Origin of the sequence: Streptomyces sp. NBC_01363 (assembly GCF_026340595.1) — a bacterium.
GTDB lineage: Bacteria > Actinomycetota > Actinomycetes > Streptomycetales > Streptomycetaceae > Streptomyces.
This window is the reverse complement of the sequence record NZ_JAPEPF010000001.1, coordinates 4,708,447-4,733,178: the sequence shown is the minus strand read 5'-3', so window position 1 is coordinate 4,733,178 and position 24,732 is coordinate 4,708,447. Positions and strand designations below refer to the sequence as shown.

Genomic DNA, 24,732 nt, shown 5'->3' with positions numbered 1-24,732 from the left:
TGCCCCCACCAGCCCCATACTCTGGGCGAACAGGACATCCCCCTCGGAGGAGCCCACCGCTTGCAGGCCGCAGTAACCGTCACCCCCACCCAGATCCCGGACCTCCTCCTGGGCCTCGCCACAGTCCGCCCGGTATTCCTCTGGGGTGCCCCCGGCATCGGGAAGTCCTCCCTGGTGAGGAAGTTCGCCGACTCCCTGGGCCTGGAGTGCGTAAGCCTGCTGGGCACTCAGCTCGCCCCTGAAGACCTGATTGGCGTGCCGCAGATCCGCGACGGCCGCTCCGTGTTCTGCCCGCCGGAGGCAATCGCCCGCGACGAGCCGTACTGCCTCTTCCTGGACGAGCTGAACGCCGCGACCCCGGATGTGCAGAAGGCGTTCTACTCGCTCATCCTCGACCGCCGGATCGGCAACTACGAGCTCCCGGCAGGCTCGATCGTGATCGGCGCCGGCAACCGCGCCACCGACAACGCCCTGGCACGCCCCATCGCCTCCGCACTCGTCAACCGCCTCACCCACGTCCACCTGCGTGCCTCCGCCACCGACTGGCTGGTGTGGGCGGGCGAGAACGGCATCCACCCCTGGGTGGTGGACTACCTCGCCGACCGGCCCGACCACCTGTGGTCGCAGCCGCCCAAGACCGAGGAGCCGTTCTCCACGCCCCGCTCCTGGCACATGCTCTCCGACGCGCTGCACTCCTTCGGGCCGGCGCTGGACGAGGAGACACTGAAGATCGTGGCCCACGGGACGCTCACCCCCGCCCATGCCGTCTCCTTCTGCGGGTACGCCAAGATCGTGCGACACACCTACGGCATCGAGGCGATCATCAAGGGAGACGCCTCCTGGCCCCGCCGCATCGAGGACCGCGACCTGCTCTACTACCTCGCCGAGGCGTTCCGGGGACGGCTCGGCGAGGAGCTCCCGGCCCGGCGCGAGCACGCCTCGGCCGCCGTGCGCGAGACCTCCTACCGCGCCAAGTCGCTGCTCGTCCAGCTCGCCGAGATCTCCGTCGAGGTCGCCCAGACCGTCATCGCCGAGGACGCCGACGGCAACCCGGTGCTGCCCGCCTGGTTCCTGGTGGAGGCCGCCCGCGACATGCCGCGCCTGGTCGAGGCCCGGCGTTGAGCCGGTCCCGCAAGCAGGGCGCAGACCGCCCCGACCCGGCCGCCGAGGCCTTCGCCGCCGGCGCCGACCTGGTGCGCCGCAACCCCGCCCTCGCAGCCGTCAACGCCAACTTCGTCCGCACCAAAGGCAACGCCGACGCCCCCGGTCAGGGCCTCGTCCGGGCAGACTCCAACGGGCGGGTGCACGTCCACCCCACCCGCCGAGCCGAACCCGGCGAGTGGGCCTGGGCGCTCGCCCATGCCCTCCTCCACCTCGGCTTCGGCCACCTCCCCGCCGCCAAGGAGCCCCGCGAACAGCCCGACCGCTTCGACCTCGCCGCCCGCTGCACCGTTGTCAACCGCTTCCTGGCCACCTTCCCCATCGGCACCGCTCCCGACCACCTCCCCGAGAGCTACCCCGACGGCGACGAGGAGCAGCTCGCCGCCCGCTGGCGCAAAACCGGCGTCCCGGCCGCCTACGAGCGGTGCGGCACCGCGGACGGCGAACCCGACCAGCTGCTGGTCCAGTGGCCGCACTGGGACACCGCCCTGCCCGACCGGCAACTCGCCTTCGCGTACGCCCTGACCCGTACGGTCTCCGCCGCGATGGACGTCGCGGGCGGCCGCCGAGACCGGCTCACCGGTGAGCGCGTCGCCCAGCGTCCCTGGGATCGCGCCCTCAACTGGTTCGTCTCGTCCTACCCGCTGCTCGGCGGCCTCGCGGCCGGACTGACCGTCGTCGCCGACGCCGAACTCGCCCGCGTGCACGACATCTCCGTGGCCGCCGTGGACGCCGCCGCCGGCGAGATCTACATCAACCCGCTCAAGCGGTTCACGGACGAGGAGTGGCAGTTCATCCTCGCCCACGAGATGCTGCACGCCGCCTTGCGCCACGGCGGGCGCCGCGGCGCCCGCGACCACTATCTCTTCAACGTCGCCGCCGACTACGTCATCAACGGCTGGCTGGTTGAGATGAGCGTCGGCGCGATGCCCGAAGGGCTGCTGTACGACGCCGAGTTGAAGGGTCTGTCGACCGAGGAGGTGTACGACCGGATCGCCACCGGGCTGCGGCGTGGCCGGCGCCTTGCGACCCTGCGCGGCAAGGGCGCCGGCGACATCCTGGGCGAACCACTGCCCGGCCGGACCGCCGACCCCGTCGACCTCGACGAGTTCTACCGGCGCGCCCTCGTCCAGGGCCACCAGCTGCACACCGACCGACAGCGCGGCCTGCTACCGGCCGGACTGGTCCAGGAGATCCGCGCACTTGCCCACCCGCCCGTCCCGTGGGATGCCCAACTGGCCCGCTGGTTCGACGAGTTCGTGCCCCGGCCCGAGCCGGTACGCAGCTACTCCCGGCCCGCCCGGCGCCAGGCCTCGACCCCCGACATCCCGCGCGCGGGCCGCTACTTCCCGCCCGAGGAGGTCGCCCGCTGCACCTTCGGCGTCGTCCTGGACACCTCGGGCTCGATGTCCGGCCCGCTGCTCGCCAAGGCACTGGGCGCGATCGCCTCCTACGCCGAGGCCCGCGACGTGCCGGCCGCCCGAGTGGTGTTCTGCGACGCCGCCGCCTACGACGCCGGGTACCTGGCGCCGACGGAGATCGCCGGGCGGGTACGGGTCAGGGGGCGCGGCGGCACGGTCCTGCAACCCGGCATCGATCTGCTGCAGCGGGCCGACGACTTCCCGCCGACGGCCCCCGTCCTGGTGATCACCGACGGCTGGTGCGACGTGCTGCGGGTCCGCCGCGAGCACGCCTACCTGATCCCGGAGGGCGCGGGGCTGCCGTTCACCCCGCGCGGACCGGTCTTCCGGGTGCGCTGAGCGGCAGGGCCGCGTACGGCAAGGCCTCCTCGAACTCGCGGTAGCTCCGGGGCGCCTCCGGCCGGGCTGAGGACGTGACGGGCCAGGATGCGTCGCTTGGCCTCGACCTCAAGCAGAACGCGGGCCGGGTCGTGCAGAGCCACATGCAGGGCGATCGTGGGGTGGAAGTCTGAGAGCTCTACCTGACAGAAATCAACCGTGTTCCCGTGGGCAGACCACTCTCCGCAGCATCCGTCGCCGTCGCAGCGCCGGGCCAGGTCGGCCTCCTCATCCAGCCGTGTCCTGAGGAACGTCACCAGGTGTTCAGTCATGGGGACATCCTCGATGTTCTGCTGGGTGCCGTCGCTTGCTCTTGTCGCCCGAGCGCGTTCCCTCGCGGGTCGGCGGTGAAATGATCTTGTCGTGGCTGGTGTGATCACGGCGTCTGAGCCGTCCTGGACAACCCCGTTCGCCGGGCTGAGCCCGCATACCTTCGGGAAGGTCGTGACGGCTCTACGGCGTGAAGGTGCCGATGCCGCCCGCAAGGGCCGGCCGTGGAGCCTCCCGTTGGAGGACCGGGCTCTGCTGGTCGCCGTGTACTGGCGTACGAACTCGACGATGCGCCAGCTCGCCCCGCTTTTCGGGGTGCCGAAGTCCGCAGTCGACCGCATCATCGACCACATCGGGCCCATGCCGGCGCTTCAGCCCCGCAAGAGGTTCGCCAAGGGCGCTGTGCTCATCGTGGACGGCACCCTGGTCCCCACCCGCGACCACACCGTCGCCGAGCAGTCCAAGAACTACAGATACTCCACCAACCACCAGGTCGTCACCGACGCCGACACCCGACTCGTCGTCGTGATCGGTCAGCCCTTGCCCGGGAACCGCAACGACTGCAAGGGACGAGATCAAGACCCACCAACGCGGCCGCGGCGGTGTATTGCGCTCGAAAACACCGGACATGGCCGAGCAGGAGATCTGGGCACTGCTCCTGACCCACTACGCGGTCCGGTACCTGATGTGTGAGGCAGCCGAACAGGCCGACATCGATCCGTACCGCCTGTCGTTCATGCGGTCACTGCGTATCACCCGCCGTCAGATCACAGGCCAGGCGGGTTTTCCCCCTGACCACCTCGCGAAGGCCCTTGAAGTCGCCCGCGCAGAAATAACTGAACGACTCAACCCCCGCCGGAGAAACCGGACCAGCCCACGCACTGTAAAACGCATCCACGTCCACGCCTACAGAAAGAAACAACACCCACCGAAACCACCCTCCACCACCCCGACCTACCCCGCATCAAAATCCTCCCGGGGCGCCCTTGAACGCCCGATGATCGGGAAGACCGACCTCAGGCGCAGTCCAGGTCGCGCAGGATGCGTTCGCACAGTTCGTGCGTACGCAGGGCGTCCTCGGCGTTCAGCACCTGGCCGGCGCGTACGGCCTCCAGGAACGACAGCACGCTCTGCTCGATGCCGCGCTGACGGGCCACCGGCACCCAGTCGCCGCGCCGCCGTACGCTCGGCTGCCCCTTGTGGTCGATCACCTCGGCGAGGTTGACGACCTCGCGCTTGGAGTCCTGGCCGGAGACCTCCAGCCGTTCCTCGGTCGAGCCGCTGAGCCGGTTCATCGTGCCGATCGCGGTGAATCCGTCACCGGACAGCTGCAGCACGACATGGTGCATCAGGCCCTCGCGGATCCTGGCCTGTACGACGGTGTGCTCGACCGGTCCCGGCGCCAGGAAGCGCAGGGTGTCGACGACATGGATGAAGTCGTCGAGCACCATGGTGCGCGGGTCCTCCGGCATGCCCACCCGGTTCTTCTGCATGAGGATCAGCTCGCGCGGGTGCTCGGCGCACTGCGCGTAGCCGGGCGCGACCCTGCGGTTGAAACCGACGGCGAGACTCGCTCCGCGCTCCTCGGCGAGACTCACCAGGCGCTGGGAATCGGCGAGTTCGTAGGCCAGTGGCTTGTCGACGTAGGTGGCGACGCCCGCCTCCAGCAGCCGGGCCACGATCTCCGGATGCACGGTCGTCGGGGCGTGGACGAACGCGGCGTCCAGCCCCTGGGCGATCAGCGATTCGAGGTCGGTGTGGCACTGCGCGGCCGGGATCCGGTGCGCCTCGGCAACCGCGGCCAGGGTGGCGGGGGTTCGGGTCTGCAGATGCAGCTCGACCCCGGGCAGGGCGGTCAGAACCGGCAGATATGCCTTCTGCGCAATGTCGCCGAGCCCGATGCAGCCAACCTTCACAGGGGTCTTCCTCTCACTGTTCGCCGTCCACCGGCGCGGTGTTCGCCTGGCGAGGGGCAGCATACGTGTGCTGTGGCGGCTGCCAGTCGGCTATCCCGTCGAAGGTGCGCAGGACGAGGGTGGGCCCGAGGCGCGAGACGGCGGACACCAGCGCGTCACGCATCGCGACGGCGGGAGCGCTGGTCAGGCGCATCAGACGGGCAGTCCGTTCCGCCTTGCGGACGATGGCGGATGTGCGGGGCAACCGCTCGGCGGTGTACGCCGCCGCCCCGGCGGCGAGGTCACCGCCCGGCGTCAGATGGTGGGCGAGCACGATCGCGTCCTCGATGGCCTGGTTGCCGCCCTGGCCGAGGCTCGGCGCCATCGCGTGCGCGCAGTCGCCGACGAGGACGGTACGGCCCCGGTGGAAGGACGGCAGGGGATCGAGCAGCTGGTGGACGTCGTTGCGGAGCACCTGGCCGGGATCGGCGGCGGCGATGACGGACGGGATCGGGTCGTGCCAGCCGCCGAACCGGCGCAGCAGCTCCGCCTTCTCGTCGTCGGCGGCGTGGGCCCCGGCGGGGGCCACGGCGGCCCCGTAGGCGTAGATCCGGCCGTCCTTGAGCGGCTGGGTGCCCCAGAGGGCGCCGCGCCCCCAGGTCTCGTGCGGGGCGAAGGGCCGCTCGCGCGCGGGGACGACGATGCGCCAGGTGGTGAATCCGGCGTACGAGGGGCCGGGATGGTCCGGGAAGAGTGCGCTCCGTACGGCCGAGTTGATGCCGTCGGCGCCGATGACGAGGTCGGCCTCGATGTTCCCGGCCGCCGTGCCGACCACGGCGGGCGCACCGTCCGCCGTCCCCGGGTCCAGCAGTTCCGCGGCCGTACCGGTGCGGACGGTGTCCTCGGGCAGCCGGGCCACGAGGCGGTCGACGAGGCCGGCCCGGTGCAGCAGGACGATCGGGCCGCCGAACCGCTGGGCCGCGGCGGCGCTGTCCGTACGGGAGAGCCAGCGGCCACCGGGGACACGCATGCCGCCCTCGCCCTGCCAGGCGGCGAGGGCCCTGATCTCGTCACCCATGCCGATGACGTCCAGGGCGCGCTGGGAGTTGGGGGCGAGGGCGATACCGGCCCCGACAGGCTCCAGGGAGGCCGCGCGCTCCAGAACGGTGACCCGCCAGCCGCGGCCGTGCAGGGCCACCGCCGCGGTGAGGCCGCCGATTCCGCTGCCGATGACGACGGCATGGGGCTTGTTCATGAGTCCTCCACGAATCATCGAAACCACGCAACTCGTCGAAACCACGGAGCCCGGAACCCAGGAACTACATCCGTAGTGACACGTTCACTGCACTACGGATGTAGTGGCGCGGGTAGGTTGGTCCCATGGCCACACGCACCGCCGGTACCTCCCGGCCCGATCTCATCGCCGACACCGCCCTCGCGCTCCTCGCCGAGCGCGGGATGCGCGGGCTGACCCACCGCGCGGTGGACGAGCGCGCCGGTCTCCCCCAGGGCTCGACGTCCAACTACGCGCGCACCCGGCAGTCCCTGCTGGAGGTGGCGGTGCGACGGCTGGCCGAGCGTGAGGCACGGGTGCTCGCCCCCGGTGAACTCCCGGTCCCGGGCGTCGCCCCGGACACCGGCGCGCGACACGGTTCGAGCGGCGCCCCGGAGACCGGTCCGGCCGTCGGGGCGGAGGCGCTGGTCGCCGGTCTCGCGCTGGCGCTGCACCGCTATCTCACCCGCCACCTCGAACTGCTCGTCTGCCGCTACGAGCTCGCGCTGGAGGCGACCCGGCGCCCGGAACTGCGGGAGTTCTTCGACGCGACGGGCCGGCAGTTCCGCGAACCGCTGATGGCGCTGATGACGGCCGCCGGATCGGCCGAGCCCGAACGGCACACCCTGTCCCTGGTGGCCTGGTGCGAGGGGCTGATGTTCTCGTGCGCCGCAGGGTCGTACAACCGCTCCGTCCCGAGCGAGGAGGAGCTGCGCACCGGCTTCGCGGAACTGCTGAGCGGGATGCTGGGACCGCGGTGGGCGACGCCGCGCTGACCGGTGTCACCCGTGCGGGCCAATCCCGGCCGCCCGGCTCACCGAGGCCATGTCCGCACCACAGAGTGATCAGGTGCAACGAACCAGAATCACCGTGAGCCTCCTGGTCGGCGTGGCCGTCACGGCGCTGTCCGGCTGCGTGTCCGTACAGCCCCGCCCGGACGTTCCGCCGCGGCCCCGGGCCAGTGGGCCCACCCAGGACCTGACCCCGCAGATCGTGCTGCCGCCCGTCCACGACTCCCTGGAGGCCGCGCCGGCCCCCGGGCCGTCCGGCTCCGCGCGCCGCCCTTCGAACGGCGCGCCGCCGCCGGAGACCCGCCGCACCGCGCCCCGCGTACAGCGGCAGCCGCGGTACCCGAATGCCGCACGGCCCCGGCCGCACCGAGCCCTGCCCGCCGTGACCGCACCCGCCCCGGCCCCGCAGGCCCCGGTCGCCGGTACGGACGTCTGCGCGCTGGGACGGGGCTACGGGCACTGGCCCGCGGGCAGCCCGCAGTCCCGGATCTGCGACGACACCTACGGCCGCTGAGCCCCGAACGGACGAACCGAGCAGTGGCCCGTCCACCCTGGACGGGCCACTGCTCACAGCTCGCGCAGCCGAAGCTCCAGCCGCGCGATCGCCGCGCGCACCCCTCCCCCGTACCCGTCGTCCGCCCCGTCGTCCGCGAGGACACCGGAAGCGGCGTGGGCCCGGTCCAGATGGAACCGCGCCGCGTCGGGCCGCCGGAGCTTCACATAGCCCGCCGCGAGATTGAGGTGCAGCAAGGGATAGAAGGCACGCGCCGCCGGCGCATCGGGGTGCTGCGCCGCCCGCTCGTCGGTCAGCCCGTCGGCCGCGGTCAACGCCCGCAGGTCCCAGGCCAGTTCATCGCCGGGATCGTCCTGGGTGTCGGCCATGTAGTGGGCGAGGGTGCACCGGTGCAGGGCGTCACCGTCCTCGCCGATCTCCGACCAGAGCTCGCCGAAACGATTGCGGGCCTCTTCCCGATCGCCGCCGTGCAGCAGCATGATCGCCTGGCCGATCCTGGTCATGACGGCATCCCTGGACGCCTCCCGCTGCTCCGTCACCGCAACCTCCCTGCGCATTCGTCCGCCCGTTCCCGTGCGACGCTAGCCGCAGGTGCGGTCAATCCCGCAGAGGCTCGGGCAGACGTCCCCGGCCGGCCGCCGGACGCCCGCCGCCGGCCGGGGCCACGACCGTTTGTCAGCCCAGGTCGGGGATGCGCCAGTCGATGGCTTCGTGCCCCTGCGCGGCCACCGCCGCGTTGATCTGCCTGAACGGGCTGGAGCCGAAGAACTTCTTGGCCGACAACGGCGAGGGGTGCGCCCCCTTCACCACCACATGGCGCTCCTCGTCGATCAGCGGAAGCTTCTTCTGGGCGTAGTTGCCCCAGAGCACGAAGACCGCCGGGTCGGGCCGCGAGGCGACCGCGCGGATCACGGCGTCGGTGAACTTCTCCCAGCCCTTGCCCTTGTGCGAGTTGGCCTCGCCCGCGCGCACCGTCAGCACGGCGTTGAGCAGGAGTACGCCCTGCTCGGCCCACGGCATCAGATACCCGTTGTCCGGGACCGGGAGGCCGAGCTCCTCCTTCATCTCCTTGTAGATGTTCCGCAGCGACGGCGGCGTCTTCACGCCCGGCCGCACGGAGAAGCACAGCCCGTGCCCCTGCCCCTCCCCGTGGTACGGGTCCTGGCCGAGGACGAGGACCTTCACCTTGTCGTAGGGCGTGGCGTCCAGGGCGGCGAACACCTGGTCGCGCGGCGGATAGACCGGCCCCTTGGCCCGCTCCTCCTCGACGAACTCGGTGAGCTCCTTGAAGTACGGCTTCTGCAGCTCTTCGCCGAGGACGCCGCGCCAGGACTCGGGCAGCAGGTCGGTGTCGGTCACTTCAACAACCTCCGGTAAGCAATCAGCTTTTCATCCGAGAACCTACCGGGGACCACTGACAACGCGCCCCGCCAACCCCGCCGGGGGGCGGGCCTACCAGCTGGCCTTGCGGTACAGCTCCCACATCTGCATGACCGTCTGCGGGTCCAGGGCGCGCTCGCCACCGCCGATGTCCTCGCCCGACGCGACGTACAGCTTGCCCTGCCACAGCGGCAGCAGCCGCACGTCGTCGACCAGGATCTGCTGGGCGCGTTCGAACTGCTTGCTGACCGCGCCCCGGTCGCTCTCCTTGCGGGTCTGCGGCAGCAGCTCCTTGGTGATCTCGTTCTTCATGTACGGCATCCCCGTGACGCTTTCCTTGCCGAGGAACGGGGCGATGAAGTTGTCCGGGTCCGGGAAGTCCGGGAACCAGCCGCGGCCGAAGACGGGGTACTGCCCCTTGGTGAAGCCTTCCTGGAACGTCTTCCAGGGCCTGCTCTTCAGTGTGATCCTGAACAGCCCGGAGCTCTCCAGCTGCCGCTTCAGCTCGTCGAACTCGGGGGCGGTGGAGGAGCCGTACCGGTCGGTGGCGAACCAGAACGTCAGCTCGACCGGCTTGGTGATGCCCGCCTTGGTCAGGATCTGCTTGGCCTTGCCCTGGTCCGGGTCGCCGTACGCGTCGAAGAAGCTGGTGGTGTGTCCGGCGATGCCCTTGGGGACCATGGAGTACAGCGGTTCGGCCGTGCCCTGGTAGACCTTGGCCACCAGGGCGTCGCGGTCGACGAGCTGGGCGATGGCCCGCCGTACGGCCACGTTCCCCGCCTCCGGGTCCTTGGGGTTGAAGACCAGGAAGCGAATGTCCGCGCCGACCGTCTCGACGATCTGCAGGTTGCTGTCCTTGTCCTGGGATCCCTCCAGGCTGACGACCTCCTCGGCGGTGAGGCCGCGGTAGATCGCGTCGATCTGGTTCTTCCGCAGCGCCGCGACCACAGGGGCCGATTCCTTGAAGTACCGGATGGTCACGGCGTCGTTCTTGCGGTCGGCGAAGCCCTTGTAGTCCGGGTTCTTCACCAGTTCGGCCCGGTTCCCCGGCTTGTACGAATCAAGGAGATACGGGCCGGATCCGGTGATCTTTCCGTCGCTGCGGATCTTGTGCCTGGAATAGGCGCTGGGCGCCACCAGCGACATCGCGGGCGTGGCGAGAATGAAGGGGAACGTGGCGTCCGGCTTGGTGAGGTGGAAGACGACGATGTCGTCCCCCTTGGTCTCGACGCGGTCGAGCGAGCCGAGCATGCCGACGGGGCCGCCCTTGAACTTGATCTCCGAGATCCGGTCGATGGAGTACTTCACCGCCTCGGCGTCGAGCTTGTCCCCATTGGAGAATTTCAGCCCCTCGCGGATCTTGCACCGGTAGGAGGTGCTGGTGGTGTCGGTGAACTTGCACCATTCCGCGGCATCGGGCTCGGGGCTCGTACTGCCGGAGGGGAAACTCACCAGGGTCTGGAAGACATTCCGCATCAGCTCCCAGGAGTTGTCCCACGCCGCCGCCGGATCGAGGGCGGAGGGTTCGCTGGTCGTACCGACGACTATCTTCTGCTCGACTTTCGAGCCGCTGTCGGAAAGAAGTCCGCAGCCTGCCAGCAGAGAAAGGGAAGCAACGGCTGCAGCGGCCTGCAGACTGGCCCGGTAGAACACGTGAACGCTCCTCGATCAGCCATGGGTCGGCAGACCATACCGCAGCGCCCCGTCGGGTCAATCCGCAGGCCCGACAGGGCACTTGAGTCAATCAGGGCCAAATCCGCTCAGGCTGTCTCAGCCCACGCCCGCATTCAGGAAGATTCCGCCGTCGACCACCAGGGTCTGTCCCGTGATCCACTCCGACTGGCTCGATGTGAGGAACGCGGCGGCGCCGCCGATGTCCTCGGGAACTCCCAGCCGGCCGAGCGGATACGCAGCGGCGACCTCCTCCTCACGGCCTTCGTACAGCGCTCGGGCGAATTTCGTCTTCACCACCGCGGGAGCGATGGCGTTGACCCGGACGGCCGGCGCGAACTCGTGCGCCAGCTGAAGGGTCAGATTGACCATGGCGGCCTTACTCACGCCGTACGCGCCGACGAAAGGCGAGGCGGAGAGACCGGCGACCGAGGCGATGTTCACGATCGCCCCGCCGTTCTCCTTCTGCCAGGCCTTCCAGGTCTGCTGCGCGAAGCCGAGCGCCGAGATCACATTCGTCTCGAAGACCTTGCGGGCGACATCGAGGTCGAGCTCCGCGATCGGCCCGAAGACCGGATTCGTCCCGGCGTTGTTGACCAGGAAGTCGACCCGGCCGAACGCCTCCATGGTGCGCTCGACGGCCACCGCCCGGTGCGCCTCGTCGTGGGCCTTGCCCGCCACGCCGATCACCCGGTCGGCACCCAGCCGCTCGACGGCCTCCTTGAGCGCGTCCTCGCCGCGTCCGGTGATGCACACCCGGTCGCCGCGGGCCACCAGCGCCTCGGCGATGCCGTAGCCGATGCCCCGGCTCGCACCCGTGACGAGCGCAACCTTCCCGCTGTCCTGCACAGTCATGATGTCCGTAGCCCTTCGGGTCAGTTGAGCGGTCCGCCGGCGACGTACATGACCTGACCGGAGACGAAGCCGGCCTCGTCGCCCGTGAAGAAGGCGATGGCGTTGGCGATGTCCTCGGGGCGGCCGACGCGCTGCACCGGGATCTGGGTGGCGGCCGCGGCCTGGAACTCCTCGAAGCCCATGCCGACCCGGGCCGCCGTCTGCGCGGTCATCTCGGTGACGATGAAGCCGGGGGCCACGGCGTTGGCCGTGATACCGAACTTGCCGAGCTCCTTGGCGAGGGTCTTGGTGAAGCCCTGGAGACCGGCCTTGACCGCGGAGTAGTTGGCCTGGCCGCGGTTGCCGAGCGCCGAGGAGGAGGAGAGCGAGACGATTCGGCCGAACTTCGCGTCCACCATGTGCTTCTGGACGGCCTTGGCCATCAGGAACGCGCCCTTGAGGTGCACGTTCATCACGGTGTCCCAGTCGGACTCGCTCATCTTGAAGAGCAGGTTGTCGCGGAGCACGCCCGCGTTGTTGACGAGGATCGTCGGGGCGCCGAGCTCGGCGGCGACCCGCGCGACCGCGGCTTCCACCTGGGCGCTGTCCGACACGTCGCAGCCGATCGCGAGGGCGGTGCCCCCGGCGGCGGTGATCTTCTCGACGGTGTCCTTGCAGGCCGCCTCGTCGAGGTCGAGTACGGCGACGGCGCGGCCCTCGGCCGCCAGGCGTACCGCGGTGGCGGCGCCAATGCCCCGCGCCGCTCCGGTCACGACGGCGACGCGCTGCTCGGTGGTGGACATGCTTGGTTCTCCTCGCCCTTGGATCGCCGCTCAGCGGACGTCGGGGCACCCCCGGCACGGGACCTCGTGTGCACGGAACCTTCCCGATGGCTGAGCAACCGCTTAGTACCTTCAGCAGACGAGACGCTAGAAGCCCTGGCACCCGGTGTCAACGGCCCACGGCCGCCGGGGCACATGTCACACCCGGCGGCGCCGTTCGCGCGGTGGTCGCGGGTGGCGCCGCGGGGCGGCGGATCAGCGCACCAGCAGGTCCAGCAGCCGCTCGACCTCGGCCTCCGGGTCGGTGGTGAGACCGCTGTGCACAGGGCTCGGCTGGACGACCGTGGAGCGCGGGGCGATCAGCCAGCGGAAGCGGCGGCCGGCGTCGTCACGGGCCGCCTGGCCCGCGTCCGTACCGCCGCGGCACACACCCTCGACGGCATGCAGGGCGGCCCGTACACCGATCACGTCGGCGGTCGGGTCCAAGGCCCGCAGCTTGGCCTCGTCGAGATGGGTGCGGGCGGCCACGAAACCCCGTGCGCGGCAGTAGACCACCACGCCCGCGTTGAAGAACTCGCCGCGCTGCACCCGCGGGACGACGCGCAGCAGCGCGTACTCGAAGACATCGCGCTCGCTCACCGCTGGCCGTCCTTGTCGTTCTTCTTGGTGGGATGCGGCCAGGGGGTGAGGTGCTCGGTGAGCCAGCCGGGGGCCTGGGACGGCTTGGGCTCGGTGGGGCCCTCCATCGTGATCCGCTCGTGGATGGTCGCGGCACGCGGCAGCAGTGCGTCCACATAGGCGCGGCGCAGCTCGTCGGTGCTGTCGAAGCCCGGCTCGTCCACCAGCCACTCGTCGGGGACATCGGCCGCGACCTCGGTGAGCAGTTCCTCGGTCACCAGCGGGGCGAGCTCGGCCGCGGCCGCCGCGATGTCGGGTGCGAACGGGGCGAGCGCGTGGTCGGAGCCGTTGTAGGGCTTGGCGGCGGAGGCCTGGACGCCGGGCCAGTTGTGGTGCCAGATCATGGTGGCGCCGTGGTCGATGAGCCACAGGTCGCCGTGCCAGATCAGCATGTTCGGATTGCGCCAGGACCGGTCGACGTTGTTGATCAGCGCGTCGAACCAGACGACCCGTCCGGCTTCCAGCGGGTCCACCTGGTAGGCGAGCGAGTCGAAGCCGATCGAGCCGGGCAGGAAGTCCATTCCCAGGTTGAGCCCGCCGCTGGCCTTCAGGAGTTCCTGCACCTCCTGGTCGGGCTCGGCGAGACCGATGACCGGGTCGAGCTGGATCTGTACGAGGTCGGGGACCCGCAGCCCGAGCCTGCGGCCGAGCTGCCCGCAGATGACCTCCGCGACCAGCGTCTTGCGCCCCTGTCCGGCGCCGGTGAATTTCATGACATAGGTGCCGAGATCGTCGGCCTCGACGATCCCGGGCAGCGATCCGCCCTCCCGCAGGGGCGTGACGTAGCGGGTCGCTGTGACTTCGGTGAGCATTTCCCCAGGCTATCCGGGGAGTCCCGGACGGCGCGGCGTCCGGTCCCCGCGGGCGCCTTCGCGCACCGGGGGCCGGACGTCCGTCGGCCGTTTCGCGGCTACGCGTCCTCGTCGTCGACCCAGCTCATGAGCTTGCGCAGCTCGCGGCCGGTGGTCTCCAGGAGGTGGTCGCTGTCGGCCTTCTTGTACTCGTTGTACTTGGGCAGACCGTTGTGGTACTCGGCCATCCAGTTCTTGGCGAAGGTGCCGTCCTGGATCTCCGCGAGGACCTTCTTCATCTCGGCCTTGGTGGCGTCGGTGATGATCCGCGGGCCGGTGACGTAGTCGCCCCATTCCGCGGTCTCCGAGATGGACCAGCGCATCTTCTCCAGGCCGCCCTCGTACATGAGGTCCACGATGAGCTTCAGCTCGTGCAGGCACTCGAAGTACGCGATCTCCGGCTGGTAACCGGCCTCGGTCAGGGTCTCGAAACCGGCCTTGACCAGGGCGGCGGTGCCACCGCAGAGGACGGCCTGCTCACCGAACAGGTCGGTCTCGGTCTCCTCGGTGAAGGTCGTCCTGATGACGCCGGCGCGGGTGCCGCCGATGCCCTTCGCGTACGACAGGGCGAGCGCCAGGCCGTTGCCCGAGGGGTCCTGCTCGACGGCCACGATGCACGGAACGCCGCGGCCCTCCTCGTACTGACGACGGACCAGGTGACCCGGGCCCTTCGGCGCGACCATGCAGACATCCACATTGGCCGGCGGCTTGATGAAGTCGAAGCGGATGTTCAGGCCGTGGCCGAAGAACAGCGCGTCGCCGTCCTTGAGGTTGTCCTTGATGGACTCCTCGTAGACCTGGGCCTGGATCGGGTCCGGGACCAGGATCATGATGACGTCGGCCTCGGCGGCGGCCTCGGCCGGGGTCACCACGCGCAGGCCCTGCTCCTCGGCCTTGGCCTTGGACTTGGAGCCCTCGTGCAGACCGACCCGGACGTCGACACCCGAGTCGCGCAGCGACAGCGCGTGGGCGTGGCCCTGGCTGCCGTAGCCGATGACCGCGACCTTGCGGCCCTGGATGATGGACAGGTCGGCATCGTCGTCGTAGAACAGCTCGGCGGGCATGGTGGTTCTCCTTGATTCCTGGAACGTGAGGGTGTGCGGACGGGAATGCGGAAAGCTGTGTTCTGTGCGGGAGGTGCTAGGGCGTGTTTTAGAAGTAGCGTCGTCCGCCCGGAGGGCGGGTCTCGCGGGGTCTGGCGCGTGCGATCGCAAGGCGCCGGGGTGCCCTAGTAGCTCCGCTACGAGGGCATTTCGGCAACGCGGCGAGCGTGCGTGTCAGACCCCGCGAGACAGACGGGACTTCTAAAACACGCCCTAGGCGCTCTGCGCGTCGGTCGTAGCCGTGGTGGCGGAGGCCGGGGTCAGGCGGATCGGCCGGGTCTCGCGCGCGGCGCGGTCTGCCAGGGCCCGGGAGCCGCGGCCGATCGCGATCGCGCCGGACTGGACGAGCTCCTTGATGCCGAAGCTCGCGAGCATCCGGAGCATCGCGTCGAGCTTGTCGCCGGAGCCGGTCGCTTCGAGGGTGACGGCGTCGGGCGAGACGTCGACGGTTCTGGCCCGGAACAGTTCGGCGATCTGGACGATCTGGGCCCGGGTGCCGTTGCCTGCGCTCACCTTCACCAGGACCAGTTCGCGCTGGACGGCGGAGTCCGCCTCCAGCTCGACGATCTTCAGGACGTTGACCAGCTTGTTGAGCTGCTTGGTCACCTGTTCCAGGGCCAGTTCGTGGTCGACCCTGACGACGATGGTGATGCGGGAGAGCTCGGGATGTTCGGTGGTGCCGACCGCGAGCGAGTCGATGTTGAAGCCGCGGCGCGAGAACAGGGCGGCGACACGGGCGAGGATGCCGGGCGTGTCCTCGACCAGGACGGAGAGCGTGTGCTGGGACATGTCAGAGGGTCCTCTCAGTCGTCCGCGGAGTCGCCGAAGTCGGGGCGTACGTCGCGTGCGGCCATGATGTCGTCGTTGGAGGTGCCGGCAGGGACCATCGGCCACACCATCGCGTCCTCGTGGACGATGAAGTCCACGACGACGGGACGGTCGTTGATCGCGTTGGCCTTGTCGATGATCGCGTCGAGCTCGTAGGGGTTCTCGCAGCGCAGGCCCACACAGCCCATCGCCTCGGAGAGCTGTACGAAGTCCGGGACCCGGGTGCCGCGGTTGGTGTCGGATCCCACTCCGCGGGTCGAACCGGTGGTGGCGTTGGTGGCGCCGTCGTGCAGCACCGTGTTGGAGAACCGTGCCCCGTAGAACAGGTTCTGCCACTGGCGGACCATCCCGAGCGCGCCGTTGTTGATGATCGCGACCTTGATCGGGATGTTGTTGAGCGCGCAGGTGGTGAGTTCCTGGTTGGTCATCTGGAAGCAGCCGTCGCCGTCGATCGCCCAGACCGTCCGTTCGGGGCGTCCGGCCTTGGCGCCCATCGCGGCCGGGACCGCGTACCCCATCGTTCCGGCGCCGCCCGAGTTGAACCAGGTGCCCGGTTCCTCGTGCGGGAGGAACTGCGCCGCCCACATCTGGTGCTGTCCCACACCGGAGGCGAACAGCGTTCCCTGCGGGGCGAGTCGGCCGATCCGTTCGATGACCTGCTGCGGGGAGAGCAGTCCGGGGTCGGCGGGCAGTTCGTAGCCGCGCCGATAGGTGGTCCGCCAGTGGTTCAGCTCCCGCCACCAGGCCGGATATCCCGTCCGGGCGGCCTCGCCGGCGCGGCCGCCCTCCTGCTCGGCGCGTACGGCGGCGGCCAGGGCGACGAGTACCTCGCAGGCGTCCCCGACGATGGGTACGTCGGCGACCCGGTTCTTGGAGATCTCCGCCGGGTCGATGTCGGCGTGGACGACCTTGGCGTGCGGGGCGAAGCCGTCCAGCCTGCCGGTGACCCGGTCGTCGAACCGGGCCCCCAGGGCCACGATCAGATCGGCCTTCTGGAGCGCGGCGACCGCCGCGACGTCCCCGTGCATGCCGGGCATGCCCACGTGCTGCGGGTGGCTGCCGGGGAAGGCGCCCAGCGCCATCAGGGTGGTGACCACGGGCGCCCCGGTCAGCTCGGCCAGGGTGCGCAGTTCGTCCGTGGCCCGCGCCTTGAGCACACCGCCGCCGACGTAGAGGACCGGGCGGCTCGACGCGCTGATCAGCCGGGCGGCCTCGCGGATCTGCTTGGCGTGCGGCTTGGTGACCGGGCGGTAGCCGGGCAGGTCCGTCGTCGTCGGCCACCGGAAGGTGGTGGTTGCCTGCAGGGCGTCCTTGGTGATGTCGATGAGTACGGGGCCGGGGCGGCCGGTCGAGGCGATGCGGAAGGCCTCGGCGACCGTCCTCGGGATGTCGTCGGCGTTCGTGACCAGGAAGTTGTGCTTGGTGATCGGCATGGTGATACCGACGATGTCCGCCTCCTGGAAGGCGTCCGTGCCGATCGCCTTGGAGGAGACCTGGCCGGTGATCGCGACCAGCGGCACCGAGTCCATGTGCGCGTCCGCGATCGGGGTCACCAGATTGGTGGCGCCCGGCCCCGAGGTCGCCATGCACACCCCGACCTTGCCGGTGGCCTGGGCGTATCCGGTGGCCGCGTGCCCGGCGCCCTGCTCGTGGCGGACCAGCACATGACGGACCCGGGTCGAGTCCATCATCGGGTCGTAGGCGGGCAGGATCGAACCGCCGGGAATGCCGAACACGGTTTCCGCGCCGGCCTCTTCGAGCGACCGGATGAGGGACTGGGCGCCCGTCACGTGCTCGGCGCCGGTGTCCGGCTGCCCGGCGGTACGGGGCCGCACTTGCGGGAGGAGGGCCGCGGGGGCCTGCTTCACAGCGTTTGACATCGTCAGTTCCAAAAGTCCGTAGGAGTGTTGGCGAGGACGTATCGGTGATCGGCAGCCGCGGCGGGAGCGGCCGGATGGTGCGTGCCCGCCGCCGGGTGATCACCGCAACGGTGCACCCGGCGGACTTCGGTGGAGGTCAGGGCGGGGTTCTTGCCGTCTGCAGGGCGTCGCAGGTGTGCCGTACGACATCGAGGCCGGCGAGCTTCCTGACCAGCAGGCCGTCCCTGGTGAGCTCGCCGCGGACCGCCACCGCCGCCGCGTAGCCCCGGTCCACCGGAACGTCGAGGAGGGTCCAGCCGGACGGCGGGTACGGGCCCTCGGGGCGTCCCGAGCCGACGTAGTCGAGAGCGGGGTCGCGGCCGAGACCCGTGCCGAGGCCCTTGAGGTAGGCCTCCTTGCGGGTCCAGAGCCGGGCCAGGGCCCGAGGCCGCGCCGGCGGGCTCAGTGCGGCCAGTTCGGCCTGCTCGTCGACGTGCAGCATCGCGGCGAGGTCCGCGGTGCCGTCCTCGTCCGGCACCAGTTCCACGTCGACCCCGATGGGGGCCGCCGCGGTTCCGACGACGGCGAGGTCGCCCCGGTGGGACAGCGAGAAGAACAGCCGGTCGTCGGCGTCGAGCACGGTGGGCCGGCCGTGCGGTCCGCCGCAGCAGGGGCAGGTGTCCCGGCCGAAGTGGACCTCCTCGGGGCGCAGGCTCAGGTACGAGCCGAGCAGCCGGCGAAGGGCGACATGCGCGGCCGTGAACCGGGTCCGGTCGGCGGCGTGCATGAGGGTGGCGGCACGTTGACGCTCGGTCGCGTCGAGTACCTGTTCGTCCAGGATGCCGATGGGGACATCCGAGACCCTCAGGAGCCAGAGGTCGAGTGAGCCAGGGGGTGGCAGCTCACGGACGACCCACGGCAGGGTTTGTTCCACGGGGTCTCTCCTGTTCGTACGAGAGTGACAGGCGAGTCGGGTCTCACGGCGTGGCCGGCGCGACCGGCAGGTCGCGCGTCCGGCGCAGCGGCCCGATCAGGAGGAGCAGCGGGGTCAGGGCGAGTCCCGCGGTGAGCAGCCACAGGGTGGGCCGCAGGCCGAGGGCGGTGCCGAGGATCCCGCCGAGCAGGGAACCGAAGGGAATGGCGCCGAAGTTCGCGACCGAGACGCTGGCCGAGACACGGCCGAGCAGCTGGGGCGGACAGTAGCGCTGGCGGAACGCCCCCTGGATCACGTTGGCGAGCACGACGCCGAGCGAGAGGACCGCGCTCCCCACCACCAGTGCGGACAGGGTCCAGTCCGTCCCCGTCAGCGGGATGAGCAGGGCGAACGGGGCGCTGGCGATCGTGGCGACCAGCAGTCCGCGGGCCGAACCGAGCCGTGCGATCAGGCGTTTCGCGGTGGTGGCCCCGAGGATCCCGCCGATGCTGCTCGACGCGAGGAGCCAGCCGGTGGCGCCTTCGGGCACCCCGAGCTCACGGATGATGAAGACCGGCAGGATCGCCGCCTCGGCCGTCAGCAGCAGGTTGGTGGCGGTGCCGTACAGGGTGAGGACTCGTAGGTACGGATCCCTGAAGGTGTACTGCACGCCCTCCTTGATGTCCTGTCGCAGGGCTCGGCGTTCCTCGGGTTTCTCCGGGATCGGCTCCTTGCGGCGGATGCCGAGCAGGCACAGTGCGGAGACCAGGAACGTCGCCGAGTTGACCAGGAGTCCGGAGGCGGCACCGAACGCCTGGGCCAGCAGACCGCCGCCTCCCAGCCCCGCGACCTGGGCCACCGATTCGCTGCCCTGGAGCTTGGCGTTGGCCTCCTGGAGGTCCTCGGGTTCGACGATCGAGGGCAGATAGACCTTGTACGAGATGCCGAAGAACACCGCGGCGAACCCGTTGATCAGCGCCACGACCATCAGCTGGGTCATCGTCAGGACGCCGAGCCAGCCGGCCACCGGAACGCTGGCCAGGAGCACCAGCGGGACCAGGTTGCAGATCAGCATGATCGGCCGGCGTCGCATCCGGTCCACCCAGGCACCGGCGGGCAGGCCGATGAGCAGCCAGGGCAGCCAGGGGGCGGCCGCCAGCACACTCACCCAGAACGTGCTCGCATCGAGCGTCACCACGGCCACCAGGGGCATGGCGACCCCGGTGATGTTGATGCCGACGCGGTTGGTCGTCTCGCCGAGCCACAGCAGCCGGAAGTCGTGGTGGCCGAGAAGTCCGCTGCGCGGCGGACGTTCCTGCTCCTCGCCCGGAGCGCGTTCGGTCAGGCGGGCCGACATGACGTCACCGCCTCGGTCACGGCCTGCGACAGCAGTGCCGCGCCGTCCGCCCAGCGGGTGCGCCGGTCGGACAACTCGGCTCGGAGGACGTCCCGTCGGGCACCGAGGGCGCGGATCCCGTCCGCCGTGGAACCGGGGCCGCCGCCGTGGGCGCACGCCGCGGCCACCCGGTCGGGGGCCAGCCCGCCGTCGTCGACTGCGGCGAACCGCGCCGCGTCCACCAGCGACCGGCCGGATTCCAGGGCACCGAGCACGGTCTCGCCGACCAGATGGTGCGCGGCACGGAACGGTGTCCCGTCCAGGACGAGCCGCTCCGCCAGGTACGTGGCCGAGGTGAAACCGTCCACGGCCCGGTCCGTCATGCGTTCCCGTTCCGGTTCCGTGCCCGCCACCACCAGGCTCAGCAGCGTCACCGCGTCGGTGGTGCTGCTCAGACCGGGCCGGAGGTGCCGTACGGCCTCGGTGCCCACCGCGATGGCGTTGGTGTAGCCGCCGGTGGTCATCGCGGACGCCGCGCCGACGAAGGCGCCGAGGCTCGCGGTGGACCTGCCCTGGATGTGTTCGAGCAGGAAGGGGTTGCGCTTCTGCGGCATCATCGAGCTGGAGCCGACGAGGGTGTCGCCCACCCGCAGCAGCCCGAACTCCTCCGAGGTCCAGGTGCTCAGGTCCCGCCCGGCGCGGGCCAGCGCGACGCCGAGGACGGCGGAGGCGGACAGCAGGTCCAGTACGAAGTCCCGGGAGGCCACCGCGTCCACCGAGTTGGGCGCGGCGGAGCTGAAGCCGAGCAGTTCGGCGGTGCGCCGGGGGGCGATGGGGACGGACGTCCCGCCGATCGCGCCGGCGCCCAGCGGGTTGACGTCGAGCTGGCGTCCGGCGTCCAGCAGCGACTCGTACGCGCGCAGCACCGCGCCGGCGACACCGGCGAGGTAGTGGCCGTAGCTGATCGGAACGGCCGGCTGGCCGTGGGTGTAGGCGGGCATGACCACGTCCCGGTACTCCTCGGCCTTCGCCAGGAGCACCCCCGCCAGCCGGTCGACCGCGTCGAGCAGGGCCAGGTACGGCCCGCGCGTCTTCAGCCGGGTGGTGGTGGCGTTGAGGTCGTTGCGCGAGCGGCCGGTGTGCAGGATGCCGCCGGTCCCGTCGCCCAGCCGCTCGATGAGGTGTCCCTCGTACGCCAGGTAGACGCCGCGCGGCATCGGGGTGGCCCGGACCGGGGCGAAGTCCTGTCCGCGCAGTTCCTCGATGGTGCGCAGCAGGGCCGCGGCCCGGTCGGCGTCCACGATCCCGCGTTCGGTGAGCATGATCAGGTGGGCCCGGTCGACCTCACTGATGCAGCGCAGCTCCTCGCCCAGCCCGTCCGCGGTGTCCGGCAGGTACTGGTCGTAGACGATGCGGTGCGCCTCGGCGTCGAGCGCGGCCTTGAGCCGGCCGGTGTCGACGCCGTGCGCCGTCGCTGCGGTCATGCGAATGCCTCCTCTGTGTGCAGGTCCGCGTAAGACACGGCCTCGCCGAGCAGGGCCACGGCCCGGTCGGCGGCCTCGGCCGCCCGTACCGAGCGGTCGGCGACGGCGATGGCGTGACCGACGCGGCCCCGGAAGTCCTCGGCGGGGCCGACGGGTTCGCCCGGGGCGCGGTAGAGCACCGCCTCGACGGTGCCCGGTACGGTGCGGGCCCTGGCCACGGCTTCCGCGAGTGCGGCGGACCGGTCGAGGATGCCGTCCTGTTCCGCGGTGAGGAACCGGATCGAGGCGCGGGCGTATCCGCCGCGTTCCAGCTCGGGGGCGGTGCCGAGGGCGGCCAGCACCTGGGCGCGCACCAGGTCGATCCCGCAGGCCCTGCGGACCAGTTCGGGGATCATGCCGCCGGCCAGCCTGGGGTTGACCTCGATGACCTCGGCGGTGCGGGGCCCGGTCAGGCGCAGTTCGACATGGGCGGCTCCCCAGCCGAGTCCGAGCGCCCGCACGGCGCGTACCGCGGACTCGCGCAGGGCGATCTCCTGTTCGCCGGGCAGTGCGGCCGGCACGTCGTGGCCGATCTCGACGAAGGACGGCAGCGCGCCGACGTGCTTGGCGACGGTGACGACGGCGTCGGTGCCGAACACCTCGACGGAGAATTCCGGGCCCGTCAGGTACTCCTCGACCAGGATCCGGCTCGGTGACGCGATGCCCCGCTCGTTCACGGTGGCCGCCAGCAGCGTCCCGGCGTGTTCGGCGACCTCGTCGAGGTCCGCGCAGAGCCGTACGCCCAGACTCCCCGACCCCTGCACCGGTTTGACCACCACGGGCAGTCCGATGGAGCGGGCCGCGGCGAGTGCGTCGGCGACCTCGGAGACGCCCGCGAAGTCCGGCGACCCGACGCCCGCCTCGTCGAGCACCCGGCGTTGCTCGGCCTTGTCGCGGCAGGCCCGTACGGCCTCGGCCGACGGGCCGGGCAGCCCGAGCCGGTACGCCAGTGCGGCGGCGGTCGGTACGTAGTACTCGGAGCTGGTCAGGACGCCCGCGACGGTGGCGTCGTCCTCCAGCGCGCGGACGGCCGCCCACAGCGCGGCCTCGTCCGAGGTGTCCACGACGACCGTCCGCAGCCGGTCCTCGGCGGCGTACGGGTAGCGGCCCGGGTCCGCGCACAGCAGCACGGGCACCACACCGAGTTCGGCCGCGCGCCGCGCGAACAGCCGTCCCGTACCGGTGGTGTTGCTCTCCACCAGGAGCAGCAGGCGCTCGTTCATGAGCCGACCACCGGCATCACCACGTCGTCGAAGCCGCGGCGGGCCCACAGCAGCCGGGACCAGGCGGCGGTGGCGTCCAGCGGATGCTCGACGGTGAGCGGGCCGCCGGTGGCGGGGGCCGGGACGATGCCCTGCTCGCTGAGCCAGCTGTCGTTGTAGACCGTGGACTGGTAGCGGTAGCCCTCGTCCGGGAGCACCATCACGACGGTGCTGTCCGGGTTCTGCTCGGCCCACCACGACGCCACCTGGAAGGACGCGCCGCTGGTCGGGCCCATGAACAGGCCGTGCTCGCGGTAGAGCTCATGGGTCGCGTGGAACGCCTCGGGGGCCGTCACCCAGTGGACCTCGTCGTACGCCGCGTGCTTGACGTTGCCCGGGTGGATGCTGCTGCCGAGCCCGCGCAGCATGCGCGGTCCGTCCGGGCTGCCGAAGATGATGCTGCCCTGGGTGTCCACGCCGACCAGGTGCAGTGCCGGGCCGGTCTGCCGCAGCGCGGCGGCGAGTCCGCCGGTGGAGCCGCCCGAACCCACCGGGCCCACCAGGCAGTCCACGACTCCGACGGTGTTGCCGATCAGGTCGGCGACGATGCCGTACGCGCCGGGGTTGTCGGGGTTGTCGTACTGGCCGGGGACGAAGGCGTCCGGGTGCTGCCGGCGCAGCTCGGCGACGCGGGCGAGCCGGGCGCCCTGGATGCCGCCGGCCTGGCCGGTGTGCTCGACGATCTCCACCGTCGTACCGAGCATTTCGAGCCGGGTGCGCAGATCCCGGTCGATCGCCGAGTCGCCGACGATGGTCAGCGGGTAGCCGCGCAGCCGGCAGACCATGGCCAGGCCCAGGGCGAAGGTGCCCGAGGAGGTCTCGATGATCCGGGTGCCCGGGGAGATCAGGCCGGCCGCCTCGGCGCGGTCGAGTATGTAGCGGGCGGGCAGCAGCTTCATGAGGCTGAAGGCCGCCGCGTAGAGGTTGTCGGTCACCTTGATGATGCGTGGCAGCTCCGTGGCCTCCACGATCGAGGAGTGAGCCTTGGGCAGAGTCGTCGTCGTCATGTCAGTCACCCGTTGTGTAGTTCCACTGCTCGTGAATTCCGAGCTCTTGCAGGAGGTCCTGGGCCAGGTCGGTCCGCGCCTCGACCTCGGGGTCGTCCCGGTCGAAGAGGAGACCGGCGATGTCCCCGCTGTGCGCCGCCTGTACCCCGACGGCTCCCGTGGTCCGCGCGATGTCACGGATGCGGTCGAGGTCCGGGATCGGCAGATGACGCTGGTTGATCTCCGTGCTGGCCGTGGCCACCGAGCCCAGCAGGGCCACGTCCTTCATCTGGATGGCCTCCCGGAGCATCGCCTGCAGCCGGGTGAAGAGGTCGATCTCGTCCTGCCCGTAGCGGGCCGGCGAGAGGGCCAGCGTGTCCACGCCCCGCCCGCCGCCCGCGGGGCGTGAGCCGAAGCCGAGAATCCGCAGGGCCGGCATCCGGTAGCCGAAGTCCTCGATCACCGTGCCCTCGCGCTGGGCGAAAAGGACGGTGGACTCCTCGAACATCAGCGAGTCGGACGCGGTCTCCGCGCGCACCGCGATCCGGGCGACCTCCTGCGGCGGCAGCGGGCTGACGAACGCGTCCTTCACCGCCCAGATGGCCGCGAGCACATCGCTGGTGGACGAGCCGAAGCCCCGGCACAGCGGTACGTCACCGGTGAGGTCGAGATGGCCGCCCGCCGGCTCGGCGCCCGGCGGTGTCACGGCGCGGACCGCGAGTTCGGCCGCGCGCCGCGCCTTGCCCTTCCAGTCCGGCGTGACGGTGACCTCCGCGCCGGGAGCGGGGATGAACGTCGCGCGGGTCGCGTGAATGGTGCAGGGAAGAGTGACGAGACCTCGGGTGAGCCCGCCGTCACCGGGGAACACGCCTTGCAGGATCTCGCCGTGGTGGACGGGGGCTGAAGCTACCCCGACACGCCAGCCGGAATGATCAACCATTTCCTTGACTTTCTGTTGCCGGGAGCCGTGGCCTGCGGATGGCTTCACGCTATGCAGGCCGGAACCCGCTGCCCGGCGGCATG

Annotated in this window: 23 protein-coding genes and 2 pseudogenes; 6 read left to right on the top strand and 19 right to left on the bottom strand. The window is 70.8% G+C overall.

From position 1 onward, the window contains the following. Window positions 1-60: 60 nt before the first annotated feature. Complete coding sequence (locus OG611_RS21465) at window positions 61-1,122, top strand: ATP-binding protein (protein ID WP_266422539.1); 1,062 nt, start codon at window positions 61-63, stop codon at window positions 1,120-1,122. Further along, window positions 1,119-2,921, top strand: coding sequence for a VWA-like domain-containing protein (locus OG611_RS21460; RefSeq protein ID WP_266422537.1), 1,803 nt, complete (start codon window positions 1,119-1,121; stop codon window positions 2,919-2,921). The genes OG611_RS21465 and OG611_RS21460 overlap by 4 nt, the downstream gene beginning before the upstream one ends. Here the strand turns inward: OG611_RS21460 and OG611_RS21455 are convergent. Beyond that, entirely contained in the window at window positions 2,855-3,232 is a 378-nt protein-coding gene (locus OG611_RS21455; protein WP_266422534.1) for a DUF6221 family protein, read from the bottom strand. The two genes, OG611_RS21460 and OG611_RS21455, sit on opposite strands and share 67 nt — an antisense overlap. A 91-nt stretch (window positions 3,233-3,323) precedes the next feature. Between OG611_RS21455 and OG611_RS21450 the strand changes: the two are divergent. Both OG611_RS21450 and OG611_RS21445 read left to right on the top strand, forming a co-directional pair. After that, a pseudogene (locus OG611_RS21450) lies at window positions 3,324-3,797 on the top strand (transposase family protein); the annotation flags it as partial. Between the two features lies 1 nt (window position 3,798). Continuing rightward, window positions 3,799-4,023: pseudogene (locus OG611_RS21445) on the top strand (IS4 family transposase); the annotation flags it as partial. 223 nt (window positions 4,024-4,246) lie between these two features. Here the strand turns inward: OG611_RS21445 and OG611_RS21440 are convergent. Both OG611_RS21440 and OG611_RS21435 read right to left on the bottom strand, forming a co-directional pair. Beyond that, entirely contained in the window at window positions 4,247-5,146 is a 900-nt protein-coding gene (locus tag OG611_RS21440; protein ID WP_266422531.1) for a Gfo/Idh/MocA family protein, read from the bottom strand. A gap of 13 nt (window positions 5,147-5,159) precedes the next feature. Next, window positions 5,160-6,380 carry an FAD-dependent monooxygenase gene (locus OG611_RS21435; RefSeq protein WP_266422528.1) on the bottom strand — a complete coding sequence of 407 codons (1,221 nt, stop codon included), beginning with the start codon at window positions 6,378-6,380 and terminating at the stop codon, window positions 5,160-5,162. A 125-nt stretch (window positions 6,381-6,505) separates the two neighbouring features. Between OG611_RS21435 and OG611_RS21430 the strand changes: the two genes are divergently transcribed. Then, window positions 6,506-7,174: a TetR/AcrR family transcriptional regulator gene (locus tag OG611_RS21430; protein WP_266422526.1), complete on the top strand. Its 669-nt coding sequence runs from the start codon at window positions 6,506-6,508 to the stop codon at window positions 7,172-7,174. A gap of 73 nt (window positions 7,175-7,247) precedes the next feature. Further along, complete coding sequence (locus OG611_RS21425) at window positions 7,248-7,703, top strand: hypothetical protein (RefSeq protein WP_266422524.1); 456 nt, start codon at window positions 7,248-7,250, stop codon at window positions 7,701-7,703. Window positions 7,704-7,756: 53 nt separating this feature from the next. Here OG611_RS21425 and OG611_RS21420 read toward each other — a convergent pair whose 3' ends face one another. The 16 genes from OG611_RS21420 to OG611_RS21345 form a co-directional block, all read right to left on the bottom strand. Next, window positions 7,757-8,242, bottom strand: coding sequence for a hypothetical protein (locus OG611_RS21420; protein ID WP_266422521.1), 486 nt, complete (start codon window positions 8,240-8,242; stop codon window positions 7,757-7,759). A gap of 136 nt (window positions 8,243-8,378) precedes the next feature. Continuing rightward, on the bottom strand, window positions 8,379-9,062 hold the full coding sequence (locus OG611_RS21415) for a uracil-DNA glycosylase (RefSeq protein ID WP_072489654.1): 684 nt from the start codon (window positions 9,060-9,062) through the stop codon (window positions 8,379-8,381). Window positions 9,063-9,155: 93 nt separating this feature from the next. Next, window positions 9,156-10,736, bottom strand: coding sequence for an ABC transporter substrate-binding protein (locus tag OG611_RS21410; protein ID WP_266422517.1), 1,581 nt, complete (start codon window positions 10,734-10,736; stop codon window positions 9,156-9,158). 117 nt (window positions 10,737-10,853) lie between these two features. After that, window positions 10,854-11,609 (bottom strand): SDR family oxidoreductase, encoded by a 756-nt coding sequence (locus OG611_RS21405; protein ID WP_266422515.1) that lies wholly within the window; start codon window positions 11,607-11,609, stop codon window positions 10,854-10,856. Between the two features lie 20 nt (window positions 11,610-11,629). Then, complete coding sequence (gene fabG / locus OG611_RS21400; protein ID WP_266422512.1) at window positions 11,630-12,391, bottom strand: 3-oxoacyl-ACP reductase FabG; 762 nt, start codon at window positions 12,389-12,391, stop codon at window positions 11,630-11,632. A 234-nt stretch (window positions 12,392-12,625) separates the two neighbouring features. After that, window positions 12,626-13,009, bottom strand: coding sequence for a DUF3037 domain-containing protein (locus OG611_RS21395; RefSeq protein WP_266422509.1), 384 nt, complete (start codon window positions 13,007-13,009; stop codon window positions 12,626-12,628). Beyond that, entirely contained in the window at window positions 13,006-13,860 is an 855-nt protein-coding gene (locus tag OG611_RS21390; RefSeq protein WP_266422506.1) for a HipA family kinase, read from the bottom strand. Before OG611_RS21390 ends, OG611_RS21395 begins: the two co-directional genes overlap by 4 nt. Window positions 13,861-13,958: 98 nt before the next feature. Next, window positions 13,959-14,963, bottom strand: coding sequence for a ketol-acid reductoisomerase (gene ilvC / locus OG611_RS21385; protein WP_266422503.1), 1,005 nt, complete (start codon window positions 14,961-14,963; stop codon window positions 13,959-13,961). Between the two features lie 252 nt (window positions 14,964-15,215). Continuing rightward, window positions 15,216-15,791, bottom strand: a complete 576-nt coding sequence (gene ilvN / locus OG611_RS21380; protein ID WP_266422501.1) for an acetolactate synthase small subunit — start codon at window positions 15,789-15,791, stop codon at window positions 15,216-15,218. A 14-nt stretch (window positions 15,792-15,805) separates the two neighbouring features. Then, on the bottom strand, window positions 15,806-17,710 hold the full coding sequence (locus OG611_RS21375; protein ID WP_266422499.1) for an acetolactate synthase large subunit: 1,905 nt from the start codon (window positions 17,708-17,710) through the stop codon (window positions 15,806-15,808). A gap of 136 nt (window positions 17,711-17,846) precedes the next feature. After that, window positions 17,847-18,623 (bottom strand): 4'-phosphopantetheinyl transferase superfamily protein, encoded by a 777-nt coding sequence (locus OG611_RS21370; RefSeq protein WP_266422496.1) that lies wholly within the window; start codon window positions 18,621-18,623, stop codon window positions 17,847-17,849. Between the two features lie 43 nt (window positions 18,624-18,666). After that, window positions 18,667-19,959 carry an MFS transporter gene (locus OG611_RS21365; RefSeq protein WP_266422494.1) on the bottom strand — a complete coding sequence of 431 codons (1,293 nt, stop codon included), beginning with the start codon at window positions 19,957-19,959 and terminating at the stop codon, window positions 18,667-18,669. Continuing rightward, window positions 19,944-21,422: an argininosuccinate lyase gene (locus tag OG611_RS21360; RefSeq protein WP_266422492.1), complete on the bottom strand. Its 1,479-nt coding sequence runs from the start codon at window positions 21,420-21,422 to the stop codon at window positions 19,944-19,946. Before OG611_RS21360 ends, OG611_RS21365 begins: the two co-directional genes overlap by 16 nt. Further along, window positions 21,419-22,684, bottom strand: coding sequence for an ATP-grasp domain-containing protein (locus tag OG611_RS21355; RefSeq protein ID WP_266422490.1), 1,266 nt, complete (start codon window positions 22,682-22,684; stop codon window positions 21,419-21,421). The genes OG611_RS21360 and OG611_RS21355 overlap by 4 nt, the downstream gene beginning before the upstream one ends. After that, window positions 22,681-23,730 carry a PLP-dependent cysteine synthase family protein gene (locus tag OG611_RS21350; protein ID WP_266422488.1) on the bottom strand — a complete coding sequence of 350 codons (1,050 nt, stop codon included), beginning with the start codon at window positions 23,728-23,730 and terminating at the stop codon, window positions 22,681-22,683. The genes OG611_RS21355 and OG611_RS21350 overlap by 4 nt, the downstream gene beginning before the upstream one ends. A 1-nt stretch (window position 23,731) precedes the next feature. After that, window positions 23,732-24,649, bottom strand: coding sequence for a kinase (locus OG611_RS21345; protein WP_266422486.1), 918 nt, complete (start codon window positions 24,647-24,649; stop codon window positions 23,732-23,734). Window positions 24,650-24,732 lie beyond the last annotated feature (83 nt).